We start from the raw sequence: 15368 nt of genomic DNA on the forward strand, positions 1-15368 counted from the left end.
TGTTTGACATCAGAATTCCAGTGACGAAGGAGCGAAGGTGGGCACCCCGCGTGACTACCGAGTTGGATAGAGAGATATGGCTGTCACAAACCACAACAGCCGGCTGTCCACCTTCACCAGAGCAACGCTGGTACACTCAATCAGACGATTCGTCCCGCCTTTCACGGCGTGAACCGTCTTTCACACGCTCCCACCGATGCCCTCCACACTCTCACGACGCGGATTCCTGTCGCGGTCCGCGGCCGTCGGCGCTGGCACCGCCGTCGCGGCCAGCGGTCTCGCCAGTGGTTCGACCGAACTGACTCAAACGACCGGCGTGGATGCGCTCATCGACGACGCGGCCACCCGCGCGTTAGCTGACCACGATGCGGGCGGGCTGACGGTCGCCGTCGTCAACGGCGACGAGGTCCACACGAGCGGCTACGGCCACGCATTCCGAAGCGAGGATGTCCCGGTTCGGGCAGATGAGACGCTTTTTCGCGTCGGCTCCGTCTCAAAGGTCGCTACCTGGACGGCTGCGATGCAGGTCGTCGATCGCGGGCAGATCACACTAGACGCACCGGTGGATGACCACCTCGAAACCGTTGATCTTCCGGACACGTACGACGAACCGATCACGCTCGAACACCTCGCCACCCACACGCCGGGATTCGAAGTCCGCGGACGGGGCGACTCGGCACGCGAGCCTGAGTACATCCGGCCGCTCGCTGAGTCAGTATCGACAGACGTACCGGCGCGTGTCCGCCCACCCGGCGAACTACACCAGTACACCAACTACGCCGCTGCGCTCACCGGCCAACTGATCGCGGACATTTCAGGACAACGCTTCGGATCGTTCGTCACGGACAACGTGTTCGCGCCGCTAGGTATGTCGAATAGCACGTTCCAACCGGCCCCGCCCGACCTCGTGCCTGCCGAGGGAACGGCCGTCGAAGACGTTGTGAGTTTCTACTCCGACGTGTCGCCCGCGTCCGGGCTCCACACGACCGGGACAGACATGGCGCGGTTGCTCCAAGCGCATCTACACGGTGGCGTCGTCGACGGCGAACGGATTCTCTCGGAGCGCGCGGTCGCCTCGATGCACCAGCAGTGGTTCACCCCGCACGAGCGGGTCGACGGGATGGCGTTCGGACTCTTCGAGCGATCCCGTGGTGATACTCGACTAGTGCGTCACGGCGGCAGTGTCCCACAGTTCGCCACTGAGTTCGCATTGATCCCAGAGGAAGATGTCGGCCTCTTCGTCGTCGCCCACGGCAACGAGGCGTCCGGCGCGAAGCAGGAAGTCGTAGACGCACTGCTCGACCAGTTCGCACCCGTTGATTCGAGCGGAGCGCAACGGATGCCCGACGGGATGCCCGAGCGTGCCGACGAACTCGAAGGTCGATACCGGTCGGTGAACACGACCGACACCGTCAGTGCCGAGAAGCTCGTCTACGGTCTGCTCACGGGCCAACCAGTCGATGTCCGAATCGCTGACGACGGGCGGCTCGTAACCGAACAGGGAGACAGGACAGACGAATGGGTCGAAGTTGAACCGCTCGTCTTTGAGCATGTCGAGGAAGATTCGACGCTGCTGTTCCGTGAGACGGATGGTGAAGTGACTCATCTACTGAACGGGCTGAGCGCATACGAGCAGATCGGCTACCACGAGCAGCTATCGGTACAGGGATGGCTAACGGTGGCGGCGTCTGTCATCGCGCTGACCGGGTTGGTGGGATGGCCGGCGGCTCGTGGGTGGCGTCGGTATCGCGGTGGTGAGTCACCACCGCAATCTGTTACTCGCGCTCGGTGGGTGGCTGGCGCAGGCCTCGCCGGACTCTTGCTGTTCGTGTTGTCCTTTGTCGGCGTCATCGTCGCGGTGGCGTCGATGGATAGGCCGACGCTGTTCAATCGTCCGCCCGCGTGGTTCGAGGTCGTGTTCGTCGTGCCGACACTGGGAGTCATCGCTACCGCTGGCGCAGTCGCCTACGTGGCTCGTGCATGGCTCCGAGACGACTGGTCACTCGTCACTCGTGTCCACTACTCGGCGGTTGTTGGCGCGACGAGCGTCTTGTACTGGCTCCTACAGTATTGGAATTTGCTGTGGGTCCGGATGGGGTAACGGGCCATCTAACATCTTTCGACGGTTGGACCATAGCACCCACCTCACGAGTCGGTTTAGCTGATTTCTAGTCTTCGTGTTTGAAGACGATTGGCCGGTTAGTGTTTCCTCGCAGTACACGAATCTGAATATAGCAACCCTGTAAGCAAAATTTTTATATGGTGTAAAACATTCTTTACTGTAAAGGATGCTTGACACACTAACTTCCGGAACGAATGAACCAGAGCAAGCACGCCGCGTCTACTACCGTATCGTGTACGCCATCCTCGGTATAGCGATCATCGGGCTACTCGCCGGCCTAGTCACAGGACATGAACTCCTCGGAACAATCATCTACTGTGGGGGTGCGTGGATTGGGAGTGGAATCACGTTCCTCGCTCCGAAACTGACCGATGTACCGCTCCAAGACGAACGCGACACTGAGCTCTACAACCGTGCAAGCGGCTTGACGCTCGGTGTTTTGTTCGTGCTCGGACTTTCTGTCATCCCTGCTATCTACGTGCTTGAAGCTGCGGGACGTATCGATCCGCCACCGGAAGTGACCGGTGCGATACTGCTTGCTTCAGGACTCTTTCTACTGTGGGGTGTCGCCTACGGAATCGTCAAGCGGCGGTAACCATTATGGAGAATGATCTTCCACGACGACGCGAGGCAGCAGGGCTCAGCCAAGGTGAATTGGCCGAGGCAGTCGGCGTCACCCGACAGACGATCAACGCTATCGAGCGCGATCGATACGATCCATCGCTCGAACTCGCCTTCAAACTCGCAGCGTATTTCGAGTGCCACATCGAGGACATCTTCGAGCCTGGAGAGAACAACGACTCGACGTAAAATTCAGGAAGCTATGAGAATAGAGTACACATAACAAACACTCTCCAATGAACCAATACAACGTCCTAGACCATGATGTGGAGATAAACGGTCAGACAATCCTTGCAACGCTTGAGGGAGTGAGTCGCTTCTCCGAAACCTACAAACAACAGGTTCGGGATGCACTCGCGGACAACGGTATCGACGATCCCAAACCAAACGAATGGTACTCCCAGCAGGCGTGGTTGGACGCGTTCGGAGTACTTGCGACGGAGCTGGAGCCACACCTGTTGGACCGGATTGGGGAACAAATTCCGGAGACTGCTGACTGGCCAACCGGACTCTCAACAGTTGAAGACGCGCTCCGGTCGATTAACATCGCGTACCAACAAAATCATCGAGGGGGTGAGATCGGCTACTATCGGGTCACTGAAATCGACGATAAAGTAGGCACAATCCGGTGTAAAAATCCATATCCCTGCCCATTCGACCGCGGGATTATCCGTGCCGTCACGCAACAATTCGCGCCAGTCGAACGACTCGTATTCATCGAAGAAACGGGGGAGAAATGCCGACGTGAACACGGGGATGCCTGCGTGTATACCGTGTATTGGTAGCCTGTTCTGCCGCAGGAATACCCGGTTAAGCGGAACAACTGTTCAAAATTCGTTTTGAGTCTTCTGTACGGTTTTGAGGCATACAGGTGTTGATCCAGTAGGTATCGATGTTCGACACGCTCGCCCTCGTATTTGGGCCCGGACTCGTCGCTGCGGTACTGTGGAGCCCGATCCTACTCAGCAGCCGAATCCGTTCGTTATTCGACGGATTACCACCAGTACGGTCCACGATCGCAAGCTATCTCCTCGTCGCTATCGCGCTGTCGCTCCCATTCGGGATTGGTACTGGAATTGTTTTTACGACAACGAGTACAGAGGGGGCTGCTCTCTCGAATACACTGCTGAATATGGCGTTCGTACTCACGGTAACATACGTAGGTGTGCTGCCACTGACTTCGGTCATCGGCTTACCGCGGATTGGCATTGATTGGGATCCAACTAACTACGGACTCAGCACGTGGCTGTTACTCGCCACCGCGGCACTCTGGTACGCCGCAGTCTTCGTCATCCCATTAGCGTTCTTCGCGTTTATCTTCGCACTCCCAACTGGATGAGATATGGATCTCAATAATTGTATCATAATTCTCGAACAGCCCGACCAGCTGGTTCTTCCATCCAGGCAAAAATACAGAACGATACAACTCAAAGAGTTAGATATGACTCAGCCACCCTCTGCAGACGAGGACGACGCGGACAGCGGTGAAAAAGAAATTAACGAACCACTAGACCGTATCGTTAATTTTCTCGCAACGTACCTGCCGTGAACGGTTACACCGGAGACTACAGAACATAGACCACTGTATTGAACTGGGTCGTCTCCATCGAAACCTACTGTTCAAATCCATTTTCATCCGAAACAGCTAATCGCTGAAGAGTGCGTTTGACTACCGAGAGTCCTACCAGCTCAAGGAGTGTTCCGATAGCTGTGCGAATTACAAGACGCGTCTGCCACGGGTATGTCCCGATGTCCGGAGAATATATTATTGTGTCTCGACAATTTTGAATAACCCACTTATGGAAGGAGATCCGCGATTTCGAGAAGTACAGCGGTTTCGCCAACTGTGGATATGGGGACTTCTTGGGGGTGTCGCGCTTCTTATGCTTGTATTAGGCCCTATCTTGTGGGGTGGACTCGCCATCGTGGTTGGAGTCGCTGGGCTAATTTACAGTCTTCGTCTCCACACGGAAGTGAGAACCGACGGCATCTATTTCAAAATGTGGCCGATTCACCGGTCGTTCCGTCACATTTCGTGGTCGGAGATTGAACAGTACGAGTCCAAACAGTATAGCCCCCTTCGTGAGTTCGGTGGGTGGGGAATCCGTTGGGTACCCGGGAAGATCGCATACAATGTCAGTGGCAGTCAGGGAGTCTGGATCGAACGAAAGAACGGGCGTTCGATTCTCATCGGGTCACAACGCACCGAGGAGTTCGTCAAGGCGATTAGCGAGGCAGTTCAGTAGCGTTCTCTTGGGTTTTCATCTTGATCATCCGCAAAGTCCTTGACTACTCTATTTACACCGACGGGGAGACAGTTTTGTCCAGATTCTATCGTACAGTCCGCATTTCGGAAGTAGATGGCTTGTTAGTCGTCACTGTCGTGGAATTGAACGACGAGCTGTTCGGTGGCAAGAGCGTATACAGTCATTTCTCGACCTTTCTCGGAGTACCACGTCTCAATCGGTGTGATGAGTTCCGCTTCGCAAAGCCGGTCGAGATGGTATGAAACGTTCTGTACCGATTGGTTGACTGACTTTGCGATCTCTGATGCCGTTCTGGGTTCCGATTTGAGAGTCCCCAGTATCTCCTGTGCGGACTCGGACGAAAGAACCTGGAGCACGTCGGTTGGTTCGTCTCGATCAACGACGATATTCGTTTCTTCACGGGGAGCGTGGGTGACTGGGGGCTGGTGTGGAAAGGCGCTGGCCATAGCTTTGATCATCCTGGGGACAGATTTATTCGCTTTGTTCGGTACACTCCGAACAAACAAATCAAACAATTTAATGCTTACGAAATCCATAACCGAAGTGTGAATCAACAGATTACCCATCACCTAGTGAGGACAACGGACATCTATGAGTGAGGACGATCGCGCCATTGCGCGCGAACGTGTGATTGAGTCGATGGAGCAGTCGGCGGAAGTCTACGGTCTCAGTCGGAGCGCAGGCCGTATTTATGGCGTGTTATACTTCTCCGAAGAGCCGCTTTCGATCCCGGAACTCGTCGATGAGACTGGCTACGCGAAATCGACGATCAGCAACGTCACCCGAACATTAACGCGAATTGGGATGATCTACCGTCGATCTTCGGAAGGCGGCGGACGACGTGTGCAGTATACGGCTGAGCGAGAAGTTTGGTTCATTCTGCAGGACGTGTTTCAACAGTACGTTCAGCGGGAAATACAGACAACGCTTCGGACAGTCCAACGCGCGCAAGCACAACTCCCCGACGATAGCAAAAACGAGACCGAACGAATCGAAGAGCTTCGAGAGACCTACGAAGATTTACAAGAGATAGTCACGCTTGCGTCGGAGTTTACCGCCGCGGAACTCCGGGACGCTCTCGAGTCCTACGATCGCTAGTCACCAGTACACGGTGTACGTACAGGTATCGTCCCCGTCACGACGACACGTATCTCCAGTCTCCTCAATGAAGACGAACGCGTCGACAGACGCATATTGTCTGGCAACACCACGGATGAGTCCTCGATCAAACGGACAGGGGTACGGATTATAACACGTGAGTTCGCCGGCTCGATCCTCTGTCTGCTCAAACTCATAGTAGCCGATGTCGCCACCACGGTGGTTCTGTTGGTAGGCTATATTGATCGACTGGAGTCCCTCGGGGACGCTATCGAAGTCGTTCGGCCACGTAGCGACCGTCGGGAGCTGTTCACCGAGCCGATCAAGGACATGTGGCTGTAATTCCTCAGCGATCGTTTCGAAGGCATTCAACCACGTTTGTTGGGGGTACCACTCCTCGGGGTCCGGGTCCGTGATCCCTTCCGCAGCAAGTGCTTGGAGCGCCCGCTGCTGATAGGCTTCAGAGAAGCGTCCCATTGCCTTTTCGACGATCGTCAAGATCGTTTGACCGTTCACCTCTACGCCCTGGTCAAACGCTTCATAGGTGGCCATTATGTACGCCACCAGTCGAATCAGGAAAGTAACTTCGATATGTGAGCGACCCTTACTCCAACTACGGGCGCTTTCAACTTGCTTCGAGGCGGCTATAGACACATCCCCAGAGCGCTGCATCGATTCCATACCAGTAAAAGTAGATCATCGGCCAGATGATGATCCATCCAACGATCGTTAACAGAGAGACTCCTAGTAACAGTGTGGCAACGATCACGCCGATTCCGTTGATAACGAGTACGTAGAGCAGAAACCCGTAGAGATACGTGGTTGTCGTAAGCTGTTCGATGAGGATCGACGGATTGTAGGCTGTTTTCCAGTCATCGGTGACTGCATAGTTCATATAGATGCTGGGGTACACGTAGAATCCCGCGATAGCAACAGGGAACGCAAGCGGCTCATAAATTTCTGCAGCGAGGAACACGGCTAGTGCGTAGACGAGAGCGGCAGGCAACAAGACGAAAACAAGCTTCACGCCGTCGACGAGTAAATCCCACCACTCATCGAACGTGGGTGGCTCGACATTGCCGCGACCCGCTGCGTGAGTCAGGCGGACAAAATATCCTGCGGCGATGAACAGGGGGATGATCAACCAAGAGAACAGGAGCAAGATTCCACCAACGAGTACTGTCTGCCATCCATCACGGCCCGGATAGAGCAGCGAAAAGCGTAACAAGCCTTCGTCGTCAGTCGGTGGAGCCAGAGTCTCCTCTGTACCGGTCTCTTCAGAACTCATAGGCGATACGTTGATACAAGTGATAAAAACACTCTCCGAAGTTCAAAATGGAATTGAAGCAGCGACTCACTCACGAGGTATACGGCTGATTTCCATCTTGCTACGTCCATAGAACGAGTTGTATACGGATGTGCGGCAACTCTTTGAGTACAAGAGCAGAGTCTAAAAGTATTAAAATTCGATATGAGTCTTCACCGTGTTTATTCTCTGTCGACACCCAGACCAATCTATGACCTTCCAGCTCGGACAAGCGATCAGTGATGGAATCAGGCGAATACTCACACCCACCGGGGGAATACTGCTCGTCGGGTTTCTCGCAATTCAGTTACTGACACAAGCGTCGATCAACACGGCGGTGATTAGCGTCTTCCCGGACGGGCCGGCAGGCGAGATCGAAGCGGCCCTCGGAATGACACTCCCAGTTTCCGGCACTGTTGCCGGTGGCCTGTTCGTCGGAGCAGTTGTCCTCAGTTCCGCGTATTTCGCCGTTCTTTCACGGGCACTCACCCGGCCGACAGTAGAATTATCGAGCTTTCCAAGTGACCTCTACACGCGGCGAATGGGGCGAGCCACGCTTTCACTGTTCGTCGGCGGACTCATTGTTGGCCCCGCGATAATAATCGGATTTGTAATGTTGTTCATTCCCGGAATATTCCTCGCAGTCAGTTTCCTGTTTTTCACGTTCGCAGTCGGCGTCGAGGATCGAGGAATCGTCGACGGGCTCAAACGGAGTTGGGGACTTTCACGTGGGAATCGATTGAAACTCTCCGTCCTCGTAATCCTCGCGGGTGTCATTGGGTTCATCAGTGGCATCGTGGGAACACTCTTCGACATTACCAACGCAGCAATCGTCGGGGAACTCATCGTGAATACGATCAACAGTATCCTCTTCGTTCTGTTGTACGGAATTATCGCTGCGGCCTATCTCCAACTGCAAGGAGACGACCCAGAACGAGTCGATACGAGCGGGGTTTCTGAATCGCTCAATAGCATCGGGAGCTAATTCGAAAATCCAAATTCGATAACCGATGGGGGAAGACACGTCTGTTGATGAGAGTTGGTTCCCCTGATATAGTATATAAAAGAATATCATTGTGCTCCTAATCAAACCACACAGATGCCCTCCATCTTTGCCAGTCCAGCCATTCGCTATGGCATAAGCTTCGTTAATGCCGCGGTCATCGCGCTCATCGCATTCACCTTCCTTGAAGGCACAATCCGTTGGGTGGCACTCGGAATTGCTGCCCTTGAGGTGATCGTCACCCCACAAATACTGAAACACGCAGAGTAGCACCCCCGCGGCATCAGACTTCGATGCAATCGACCAAACTGTATCCACAACGTGTGACGGTGTTCAGATAAATGGAGTTCACCGTTCGAGGCACACCGGTTCGAATCACGAAGGGTACGGTTATTATCGTGCTCGTCTGTCTGGCGGGGATCACCTTCGGCGGGTACGACTACGTTCAGCAGTCCGAAGCGGTCGACGATGCCGTGCCGGTCGAAGCAACGATTGAAGGAGCATCCGTCACCCAGTCGGAGAGCCGCGGGAGCTTGGATTACTACGTTCAAATCGAGTTTACCTACCAGTTCCAAGGAACCCAATATACTGGTGACCAACTGTTCCCCGGTAGTATTAGCCAATCGTATGACACGCGATCGGACGCCCAGTCAGCGATTGAGCCATATGAAGCAGGTGAGATGGTGACGGCATACGTCGATCCCGCCGACCCGAGTGATGGGTTCCTTGAGCGGCAGACGATAACAAGTCCATTCGAATTCATCGCTATCGGTGGTCTTGGTCTGCTCCTCACCGCGCTCAACGCAATCGGCGCACGAAAACCAGGGACTGAGACAGGGCTCCGATCCGAACACGAATACACCTCGACGCGGTATCAAACACTGTTCGGTGTCGACCGAGGGACGGTCCACAGCCTCAGTATACGGCTACTCAAGATAGCACTATTCGTGCTACCGGCCTCAGTAGTGAGTGTTGCAGGGATTCTTCTCTTCGCGGGATCCGGAAGTGGCGATCAAGTCAACCTACAAGTCGAACTGACGGACCCTGCCGGTGTGCTACTCGGGATGGTATTTCTGGCGGCGATCACGCTGGTCATCGCAGTATTGTTCTACAGTGTCTGGTCGTTCACCGAATACAGGCGACTCCGTGAGCGGATCCCGGAACCGCGACCGCCAAGCCCGTTCACACATCCAACGCGGCTCGTCACTATCTGTCTCGGCAATTACAAACTCGACGCCTATGGAAAGCGGATCCAAAAGACCGGAGTCGCATTCTTGGTAGTACTCTTTTTCCTCGGTACACTCGCACAGATACTGATATTCTGAACAGCAATCAATATGGATCTAATCAGTCTGTATCGGACAGAGAGTCGGGTTCCGATCACGTTGGCCGCTATCTACGGCTCTCCGAGAATGAACCCAGGTACGAGGATCGTGAGCAAGAGGAGAATCGCCGCAATACGGAAGACGCCGGCTGCTCGCTGTCGATCAGCTGGCAGCGATTCGGCAATCCCAGACAGTACAAAGCCAACGAGCATTATAAGATGCCAGCTAAATACGGAACCAGTACCTGTCATCCTGGAGTACACGTACAGTCCTGCAAAGGCGAGTGCTCCAGAGAACATAACTGCAGCATTGAGGCGGCCGGACGGCTCGCTAAAGACAACGTCGCTGACTGTGGAGGGCATCGAGAGTAATCCTCACTCAAGATCTAAATAGGTGGTGAATGCTGTGTGAGACACGTGGGAAGGGCAGAATCCAAGGCCAGGCTAAGCTCGCAGGCATTCGAACGCCAGCACTAATCACGGTTCGGCGTGTATAACGTACATTCAAACGGTTCAGATGAATATGATTGAAGCGCTACGTACTCTCTTCGGGGTAGTTCTACTTGCTACCTCTCTGTGGTGCGGTCACCGAGCGATTACCGCCGGACGGCTCTACCGATCAGTGTCAACATCCGAGGATGGAACCCCGTCAACGCTCGTCGATGGTGAGAAAGTCGCCATCGAGGGAACGGTGAATGTTAGGGATCCAGCGCCACTAAGCGACTCTCTATTGACCGATGAGGAAGAACCGGTTGGTGCGTACGTGTGGCGGCTCAAGGAGTCCGAGTCGTATAACTATAATCTCGATGCCGAAGAGCCCGGAGCGGATATGAATCTGATTACGTATGCATCCGGGATTGAGTCCGGGACGTTTTCTGTGGACGACGGTCGCCGTGAGATTCAGATCGACACAGAGTGGTTGACCGAGACCCACGACAGCGCCGACATCACAACAGTGTCTCCTGAGTGGACAGTATCGACCGGGCTGTCGAAGCGTAGTTGGGGATCGCCGTACATCCATCTAGAAGAACACTGGACTGTCAACCCCACTCCCATTATGGAGTACATCTTCGATGCGGACGGGCCCGAAGAGATCCCTGATGACGAGTATTTTGAGGCGAGAGCCATTCTCGACGGCGAGATGCTGGCGGTCTGCGGAGAAGTCTCCGTCGATCAAGGCACTCCCGTGCTCCAGGGAAGTGACAAAGAACCGCTGATTCTTTCCGATCAAGGATTCGATGAATTCAGCCGCAGTCTTCGCTACCAGATTCCGAAGTACGTACTGGTAGCAGGTGGATTTGCAGCCCTCGGCAGCCTTGCGCTAGCAAACGGACTGGGAATTGTGTGACGGTGGGGCAGAGACAACCAATTTACTGGGTAGGGTCTGGATCGATCTCGCGGGTGAATTATGAAGAAATTCTTCATCACGTCCCGGTCGGTCATTGAAGAGTGGGTTGACACGTACGACCAGCGGCAACGGAAACCTACACGATCAGCAAGCGCTGACTTTGGTGAGGGAGATTCGACAGGGGTCCAGGACTTAGGTTAGACGCGCTATCCGTTCTGGGTGCTCCATATATTCGACGGTGTCCCGTGCCTGACGGACATCAACACAATCTGTGTAGCCACATCTTCAACAGACCCCATCGGTCCCACACGAGAGTGCCGATCTGGAACACGCCGACGCGCAGTCCGGGCAACCTCAACTAACCTGTAGTTCCCAGCTACGAATTGATTAATGAGTGGCTCTAATGGTCGTGTATGGCAAAGCGGTTCGTCCGTGTCCGGCCCGGCAGCCACGATTGACAGAGCTCCGTGAACGCCTCGACGGCAGCGAGATTGGGGCGATGGAACCATTCGGTCGCGCGATGACACGGGCGCTGGAGCAGGCTCGATTCGATCCGGAAACTGGTGAGGCTGTCTGGATTGAGGAAGACTACTGCTCACCACCACTTGCGATGGAACGCGCTGAAGTACTGGATGACTACTTCATGGAGATCACCATCGTTGAGAAAGACGTGGACGAGGCTGATGGGTGGCAACAAATCGACGATCTGTCGAGACTCTGGGATCAGATTCTCGACGAAGCATAGCGGTGGATTCGGTTAGACAGGAGTAATGATGTCGGAAACTCCTGGTCGACGCCTATATCGGCGATCGTCTCAGGTAATGCAACTACGACGACGAAGCCATTACACTTCAACAGAATTGTGTAAAACCGACAGATAGCTTCCAAGTTCTCAGGTAAAATCACCCCTGTCTCAGTTGGGATTTCTGCATTCATACTGGGTTCGCCACGAAAATCAGCCTATCGATTATCCCGGTCACTTCTTGCGATTTGGATGTGAAACTTCTGAAAATCCCAAGGTGCTTTAAAACACTACAAAATACGACCCAGCGTGATAGAATATGATGCGATCCCGAAATCAAGCGATTACAGCCGTCTCTCACCGGATCGCGGATTCTTCACGTCGGAACACACAGCAAACAAAGAGCGATAGAGGCCACAATCCGATATATGACACGAGATAATTCTGAACCAACGAACGGTACTGACAACGGTAGGGAAGACAGACAATCCTCGCAAAACGAGTTTGCAGATGCGGGCGAACACAGAGACATAGAGCTCACCCGGGCACGACACTTGGTAAGTATGTTGTCCCGCTCCAAGATTCTCACCGAAAAAGAAGCCCAGGCGTTCGCATTCCGAGAAATCGCAGGTTTTGATCGCCAACTAACTGCCGAAAAGACAGATATGTCACCGCACGATGTCGATGCATATCTACTTAGTGCCGATATAGAGATAACTGAAGCTCGGAAGTACCTCGAAATCATCGATGAGGCTCGCCGCTCCGTTGAGTCAGGAAACGGGTGACTAAGGAAATACACATCCCGTAGCCAGTCTTGATCTTTCTGTAACTTGTTACAAGTACTGTATAAAATACAGAGAATGAAACATGTATTGGATCTGTTGAAATACTCTACCCGTGAACCCCAACTCATCTACAGTCAATACAAAGAGCAGACATAGCAAACTCTTCAGTCACGTTTTATTCCCCACTCCCAGTTGTCCTACTATGAATGAGTCCCCAGACACAGATTCTCCCGACGCTGGTGGCTTGAAACTCCACTCATTTGCCTCACGCGATCTGCTCGGAAGCGTTCTGAGTGTCGCGGGTGCATACGGTTCACTGGTGTTTCCTGGTCGCCTATCGATGATATTGGCGGGCGTGAACGGGATTGGTGCGGTTCTGGTTTTCACCTCAGACGCAACGAGCTCGACAAATGCAGCAGGCTATTTCTTCGTACTTGGATCATGGTCGCTGATGGCATTGAGTGGGCTGACAACCCGCGTCGCAATTCCAACATTGCTCACCGCATTCTGGTTTGGATTCAGGGCGGAGCGAAAAATCTGGGCGGAACGAATCAACTCTTGAGAACCCGAGTTTGCCTCTGGCAAATAAGCAAGCAGATTCTTATGTCTGGTTTGGCTGTGAAACTCGTGAAATAAACACTATGGCAACTTTTCTATGATACTCTATCAGATCAACGTATCCGCGAGTTTGTAGGGTGTCGCTAGTTCTCTGCTACTCCCCGTACCCGTTCATTCGTCATTTGGCCAGTCATCAGGCATCCGCGACAATGTTGCCTTGATTGTGAGATCGTCGAAACCCGTCTGTTGTCGCAACCAGTTACCTGCTTCAACGTGTGCGTCCTGACCGTTTGGGATGTATATTCCATCTACAGACTGTACGATAAATGGGAGTTCAAGCACTTCTTCTTCAAGAATACGAGCGAGTTCGTTGTGATCTTCTGTTCCCGCTACCAATCGAATCAGTTGTTCAGCTGGAATTGGTGATCCCCATGAATGACGGCGGGCCAACTTCCAAACGAACTTCGCCGCAACATCCGACATTACGGTTGTTTCAGTATCGGTGACATTTATATGTACTCAATCCTGTCGAACACATATGCCCAATAGTTTTAACACGATCCACGTTCAAGATTGGGTACCAGAGCACCCCTCGCTCGAACACACTATGCCAAGCCAGAAATCACCCATCGATTCGGTTGAGAACCTCTCAATGGACGAACTCCGCGACGAGTACCCCAGTGGATGGCGAATTCTCGTTCAGAACGAAAGCGTCGGCTATATCCTTGATGCACTGATGGATGCACTACCAGGGTCTGAATTCACGAAATCGGAACTAGCCGACAAGTCAGGCGTCAGTCGCCAGTCCGTGTATTCTCATTTGGATCTTTTGCTGGTACTGGAAGTTCTCGAACCCGTTGAAGATTCCTCGCCAGAACGGTACCGGGTGAATGTTGATGACGAGCTCCTTGAGCTTCTGCATCAGGTTAATGGGATAGTGAATGAGCGACTGGCTGACTGAAGAAATTAATGTATAATACACCCCACAGGCCCTGTTGAAATCCTCAGCAAGTGATATATTCTGACCCGGGTGCGGTCAATGCAGGGGAGTAGTCTATCGGCGCTTCAGTAGCACAGAAATGAGCATAAGCGCCGCAAAGACGATTGAGAAGCTCATCACTCCGACTCCGAAAACGTAGTACGGGTTCGTGAAATCGGGACTGTTGAGGAACAGAAAGAGGCAAAAACTCGAACCCATCAAGACAATCATCGCCGACTGAATACTCGGATTATACCAGTCTTCAAGCGATTCCCGAACAGTCCCAGACATATTAGAACGATAACTCCAATACAGTATAGCGTTTGCGGTCGGTGAAAAATCCGATAAGTTAGCAAGCACGTTCTGAAGGGTGATTCAGACTTGACGGTGTGAAAAGAACCCTTGCGAATAGTTCTATGACTCCCTGCTAGACAGGAGTAATGATGTCGGGAATTTTCTGTCCGACGCCTATATTGGTGATAGTCTCAGGTAATGCAACTACGACGACGAAGCCATTACACTTCAACAGAATTGTGTAAAACCGACAGATAGCTTCCAAGTTCTCAGGTAAAACCATCCCTATCTAAGTTGGGATTTCTGGATTCATACCGGAGTCGTCACGACAACTCACCCCGCCCACGTCTTGCGATTTGGGATATGAGATTCTGAAAGTCCCAAGGTGCTTTAAAACACTACAAAATACCACCTAGTGCGATGCAACAAGTCATCAACCGCAAGCTCTACGACACGGAGCAAGCTGAACAGGTCGCCCGATACGCGCCGCTCACCGATCGTGGCGATTTTAACTACCTGATTGAGACGTTGTACAAAACCTCTGATGGAGAGTACTTTCTCCATGCTGAGGGCGGTGCTTCGACCAAGTGGGCTGAGAAAATCAGCAATCAACGTACTCCTGGCGAGGTGATCCAGCTGCTAACAGATGAAGAAGCAGTTGACTGGTGTGAAGAACGGTCGATCGATGGAGAGATTGTCGTCGAGGAGTTCAACGATTTGATCAAGCAGTAGAATGTGGTTTCCAGCGACGTGTTGAAGAACCTCGCTCGGCGTCCTATGCCCTTCCCCAACAATGTAGAATTCCCCGTCGTACTCGTAGGATTCGACCCCAATCGTGAGGGCATAGGTCTCGATCATCGCGGTGTATCCGTTGGTAGCCGCTCCTATTGAGTACCGGCTCCTTCTGCTGTGTTGAATAGA

At 53.2% G+C, this 15368-nt stretch carries 20 protein-coding genes; 15 read left to right on the forward strand and 5 right to left on the reverse strand.

Going from position 1 to position 15368, the window contains the following annotated elements; all coding sequences use genetic code 11:
- Window positions 1-196 precede the first annotated feature (196 nt).
- The 5 genes from BLW38_RS10185 to BLW38_RS15855 all read left to right on the forward strand — a co-directional run bounded on the left by BLW38_RS10185 (window position 197) and on the right by BLW38_RS15855 (window position 4292).
- The gene (locus BLW38_RS10185) at window positions 197-2101 is read left to right on the forward strand and encodes a serine hydrolase domain-containing protein (RefSeq protein ID WP_177167479.1); all 1905 of its coding nucleotides are present in this window, start codon (window positions 197-199) and stop codon (window positions 2099-2101) included.
- 187 nt (window positions 2102-2288) lie between these two features.
- Complete coding sequence (locus BLW38_RS10190; protein ID WP_092817143.1) at window positions 2289-2717, forward strand: DUF2178 domain-containing protein; 429 nt, start codon at window positions 2289-2291, stop codon at window positions 2715-2717.
- 5 nt (window positions 2718-2722) lie between these two features.
- Window positions 2723-2932, forward strand: coding sequence for a helix-turn-helix transcriptional regulator (locus BLW38_RS10195; protein ID WP_092817144.1), 210 nt, complete (start codon window positions 2723-2725; stop codon window positions 2930-2932).
- Window positions 2933-2979: 47 nt separating this feature from the next.
- A complete protein-coding gene (locus BLW38_RS10200) occupies window positions 2980-3528 on the forward strand; it encodes a hypothetical protein (RefSeq protein ID WP_092817145.1) in 549 nt (182 codons plus the stop codon).
- A 557-nt stretch (window positions 3529-4085) separates the two neighbouring features.
- Window positions 4086-4292, forward strand: a complete 207-nt coding sequence (locus tag BLW38_RS15855; protein WP_143040854.1) for a hypothetical protein — start codon at window positions 4086-4088, stop codon at window positions 4290-4292.
- 819 nt (window positions 4293-5111) lie between these two features.
- On the opposite strand, the gene BLW38_RS10215 is transcribed toward BLW38_RS15855, so the two are convergent.
- Window positions 5112-5456, reverse strand: a complete 345-nt coding sequence (locus BLW38_RS10215) for an ArsR/SmtB family transcription factor (protein WP_092817172.1) — start codon at window positions 5454-5456, stop codon at window positions 5112-5114.
- A 145-nt stretch (window positions 5457-5601) separates the two neighbouring features.
- On the opposite strand from BLW38_RS10215, the gene BLW38_RS10220 reads away from it, so the two are divergent.
- Entirely contained in the window at window positions 5602-6108 is a 507-nt protein-coding gene (locus BLW38_RS10220) for a GbsR/MarR family transcriptional regulator (RefSeq protein ID WP_092817147.1), read from the forward strand.
- Here the strand turns inward: BLW38_RS10220 and BLW38_RS10225 are convergent, their stop codons facing one another.
- Together BLW38_RS10225 and BLW38_RS10230 are read right to left on the reverse strand one after the other, a co-directional pair.
- On the reverse strand, window positions 6109-6660 hold the full coding sequence (locus tag BLW38_RS10225; RefSeq protein ID WP_092817148.1) for a hypothetical protein: 552 nt from the start codon (window positions 6658-6660) through the stop codon (window positions 6109-6111). It lies immediately after the preceding gene.
- 73 nt (window positions 6661-6733) lie between these two features.
- On the reverse strand, window positions 6734-7396 hold the full coding sequence (locus BLW38_RS10230) for a DUF4013 domain-containing protein (RefSeq protein WP_092817149.1): 663 nt from the start codon (window positions 7394-7396) through the stop codon (window positions 6734-6736).
- A gap of 229 nt (window positions 7397-7625) precedes the next feature.
- On the opposite strand from BLW38_RS10230, the gene BLW38_RS10235 reads away from it, so the two are divergent.
- The 3 genes from BLW38_RS10235 (at window position 7626) to BLW38_RS10240 (ending at window position 9742) form a co-directional block, all read left to right on the forward strand.
- The gene (locus BLW38_RS10235; protein WP_092817150.1) at window positions 7626-8399 is read left to right on the forward strand and encodes a hypothetical protein; all 774 of its coding nucleotides are present in this window, start codon (window positions 7626-7628) and stop codon (window positions 8397-8399) included.
- Between the two features lie 114 nt (window positions 8400-8513).
- Complete coding sequence (locus BLW38_RS16270; RefSeq protein WP_177167480.1) at window positions 8514-8687, forward strand: hypothetical protein; 174 nt, start codon at window positions 8514-8516, stop codon at window positions 8685-8687.
- Between the two features lie 71 nt (window positions 8688-8758).
- The gene (locus BLW38_RS10240; protein ID WP_092817151.1) at window positions 8759-9742 is read left to right on the forward strand and encodes a DUF3592 domain-containing protein; all 984 of its coding nucleotides are present in this window, start codon (window positions 8759-8761) and stop codon (window positions 9740-9742) included.
- A gap of 71 nt (window positions 9743-9813) precedes the next feature.
- Here the strand turns inward: BLW38_RS10240 and BLW38_RS10245 are convergent, their stop codons facing one another.
- Window positions 9814-10104, reverse strand: a complete 291-nt coding sequence (locus tag BLW38_RS10245; protein ID WP_092817152.1) for a hypothetical protein — start codon at window positions 10102-10104, stop codon at window positions 9814-9816.
- A 259-nt stretch (window positions 10105-10363) separates the two neighbouring features.
- Here BLW38_RS10245 and BLW38_RS10250 point away from each other — a divergent pair, with 259 nt between their 5' ends.
- From BLW38_RS10250 to BLW38_RS15865, 4 genes are all read left to right on the forward strand, one after another.
- Window positions 10364-11089 (forward strand): hypothetical protein, encoded by a 726-nt coding sequence (locus tag BLW38_RS10250; protein WP_245710154.1) that lies wholly within the window; start codon window positions 10364-10366, stop codon window positions 11087-11089.
- A gap of 499 nt (window positions 11090-11588) precedes the next feature.
- Window positions 11589-11834: a hypothetical protein gene (locus tag BLW38_RS10255; RefSeq protein ID WP_245710155.1), complete on the forward strand. Its 246-nt coding sequence runs from the start codon at window positions 11589-11591 to the stop codon at window positions 11832-11834.
- A gap of 425 nt (window positions 11835-12259) precedes the next feature.
- Complete coding sequence (locus BLW38_RS15860; RefSeq protein WP_143040855.1) at window positions 12260-12616, forward strand: hypothetical protein; 357 nt, start codon at window positions 12260-12262, stop codon at window positions 12614-12616.
- 202 nt (window positions 12617-12818) lie between these two features.
- Window positions 12819-13178: a hypothetical protein gene (locus BLW38_RS15865; protein ID WP_143040856.1), complete on the forward strand. Its 360-nt coding sequence runs from the start codon at window positions 12819-12821 to the stop codon at window positions 13176-13178.
- 167 nt (window positions 13179-13345) lie between these two features.
- On the opposite strand, the gene BLW38_RS15870 is transcribed toward BLW38_RS15865, so the two are convergent.
- Complete coding sequence (locus tag BLW38_RS15870; protein ID WP_143040857.1) at window positions 13346-13657, reverse strand: hypothetical protein; 312 nt, start codon at window positions 13655-13657, stop codon at window positions 13346-13348.
- 55 nt (window positions 13658-13712) lie between these two features.
- Here BLW38_RS15870 and BLW38_RS10265 point away from each other — a divergent pair, with 55 nt between their 5' ends.
- Window positions 13713-14135: a hypothetical protein gene (locus BLW38_RS10265; RefSeq protein ID WP_245710156.1), complete on the forward strand. Its 423-nt coding sequence runs from the start codon at window positions 13713-13715 to the stop codon at window positions 14133-14135.
- A gap of 732 nt (window positions 14136-14867) precedes the next feature.
- Window positions 14868-15179 (forward strand): hypothetical protein, encoded by a 312-nt coding sequence (locus BLW38_RS10275; RefSeq protein ID WP_092817155.1) that lies wholly within the window; start codon window positions 14868-14870, stop codon window positions 15177-15179.
- Window positions 15180-15368 lie beyond the last annotated feature (189 nt).

The organism is Halopenitus malekzadehii (genome assembly GCF_900108505.1).
In the GTDB taxonomy this organism is placed as follows: Archaea; Halobacteriota; Halobacteria; order Halobacteriales; family Haloferacaceae; genus Halopenitus; species Halopenitus malekzadehii.

Excerpts from the sequence above, each read along its gene's own strand:
- BLW38_RS16270 (WP_177167480.1), top strand. The coding sequence starts at position 8,514 with ATGCCCTCCATCTTTGCCAGTCCAGCCATTCGCTATGGCATAAGCTTC.
- BLW38_RS15865 (WP_143040856.1), top strand. The coding sequence starts at position 12,819 with ATGAATGAGTCCCCAGACACAGATTCTCCCGACGCTGGTGGCTTGAAA.
- BLW38_RS10275 (WP_092817155.1), top strand. The coding sequence starts at position 14,868 with ATGCAACAAGTCATCAACCGCAAGCTCTACGACACGGAGCAAGCTGAA.
- BLW38_RS10255 (WP_245710155.1), top strand. The coding sequence starts at position 11,589 with ATGGAACCATTCGGTCGCGCGATGACACGGGCGCTGGAGCAGGCTCGA.
- BLW38_RS10245 (WP_092817152.1), bottom strand. The coding sequence starts at position 10,104 with ATGCCCTCCACAGTCAGCGACGTTGTCTTTAGCGAGCCGTCCGGCCGC.
- BLW38_RS15855 (WP_143040854.1), top strand. The coding sequence starts at position 4,086 with ATGGATCTCAATAATTGTATCATAATTCTCGAACAGCCCGACCAGCTG.
- BLW38_RS10230 (WP_092817149.1), bottom strand. The coding sequence starts at position 7,396 with ATGAGTTCTGAAGAGACCGGTACAGAGGAGACTCTGGCTCCACCGACT.
- BLW38_RS10265 (WP_245710156.1), top strand. The coding sequence starts at position 13,713 with ATGCCCAATAGTTTTAACACGATCCACGTTCAAGATTGGGTACCAGAG.
- BLW38_RS10215 (WP_092817172.1), bottom strand. The coding sequence starts at position 5,456 with ATGGCCAGCGCCTTTCCACACCAGCCCCCAGTCACCCACGCTCCCCGT.
- BLW38_RS10240 (WP_092817151.1), top strand. The coding sequence starts at position 8,759 with ATGGAGTTCACCGTTCGAGGCACACCGGTTCGAATCACGAAGGGTACG.
- BLW38_RS15870 (WP_143040857.1), bottom strand. The coding sequence starts at position 13,657 with ATGTCGGATGTTGCGGCGAAGTTCGTTTGGAAGTTGGCCCGCCGTCAT.
- BLW38_RS10200 (WP_092817145.1), top strand. The coding sequence starts at position 2,980 with ATGAACCAATACAACGTCCTAGACCATGATGTGGAGATAAACGGTCAG.
- BLW38_RS15860 (WP_143040855.1), top strand. The coding sequence starts at position 12,260 with ATGACACGAGATAATTCTGAACCAACGAACGGTACTGACAACGGTAGG.
- BLW38_RS10235 (WP_092817150.1), top strand. The coding sequence starts at position 7,626 with ATGACCTTCCAGCTCGGACAAGCGATCAGTGATGGAATCAGGCGAATA.
- BLW38_RS10185 (WP_177167479.1), top strand. The coding sequence starts at position 197 with ATGCCCTCCACACTCTCACGACGCGGATTCCTGTCGCGGTCCGCGGCC.
- BLW38_RS10195 (WP_092817144.1), top strand. The coding sequence starts at position 2,723 with ATGGAGAATGATCTTCCACGACGACGCGAGGCAGCAGGGCTCAGCCAA.
- BLW38_RS10225 (WP_092817148.1), bottom strand. The coding sequence starts at position 6,660 with ATGGCCACCTATGAAGCGTTTGACCAGGGCGTAGAGGTGAACGGTCAA.
- BLW38_RS10220 (WP_092817147.1), top strand. The coding sequence starts at position 5,602 with ATGAGTGAGGACGATCGCGCCATTGCGCGCGAACGTGTGATTGAGTCG.
- BLW38_RS10190 (WP_092817143.1), top strand. The coding sequence starts at position 2,289 with ATGCTTGACACACTAACTTCCGGAACGAATGAACCAGAGCAAGCACGC.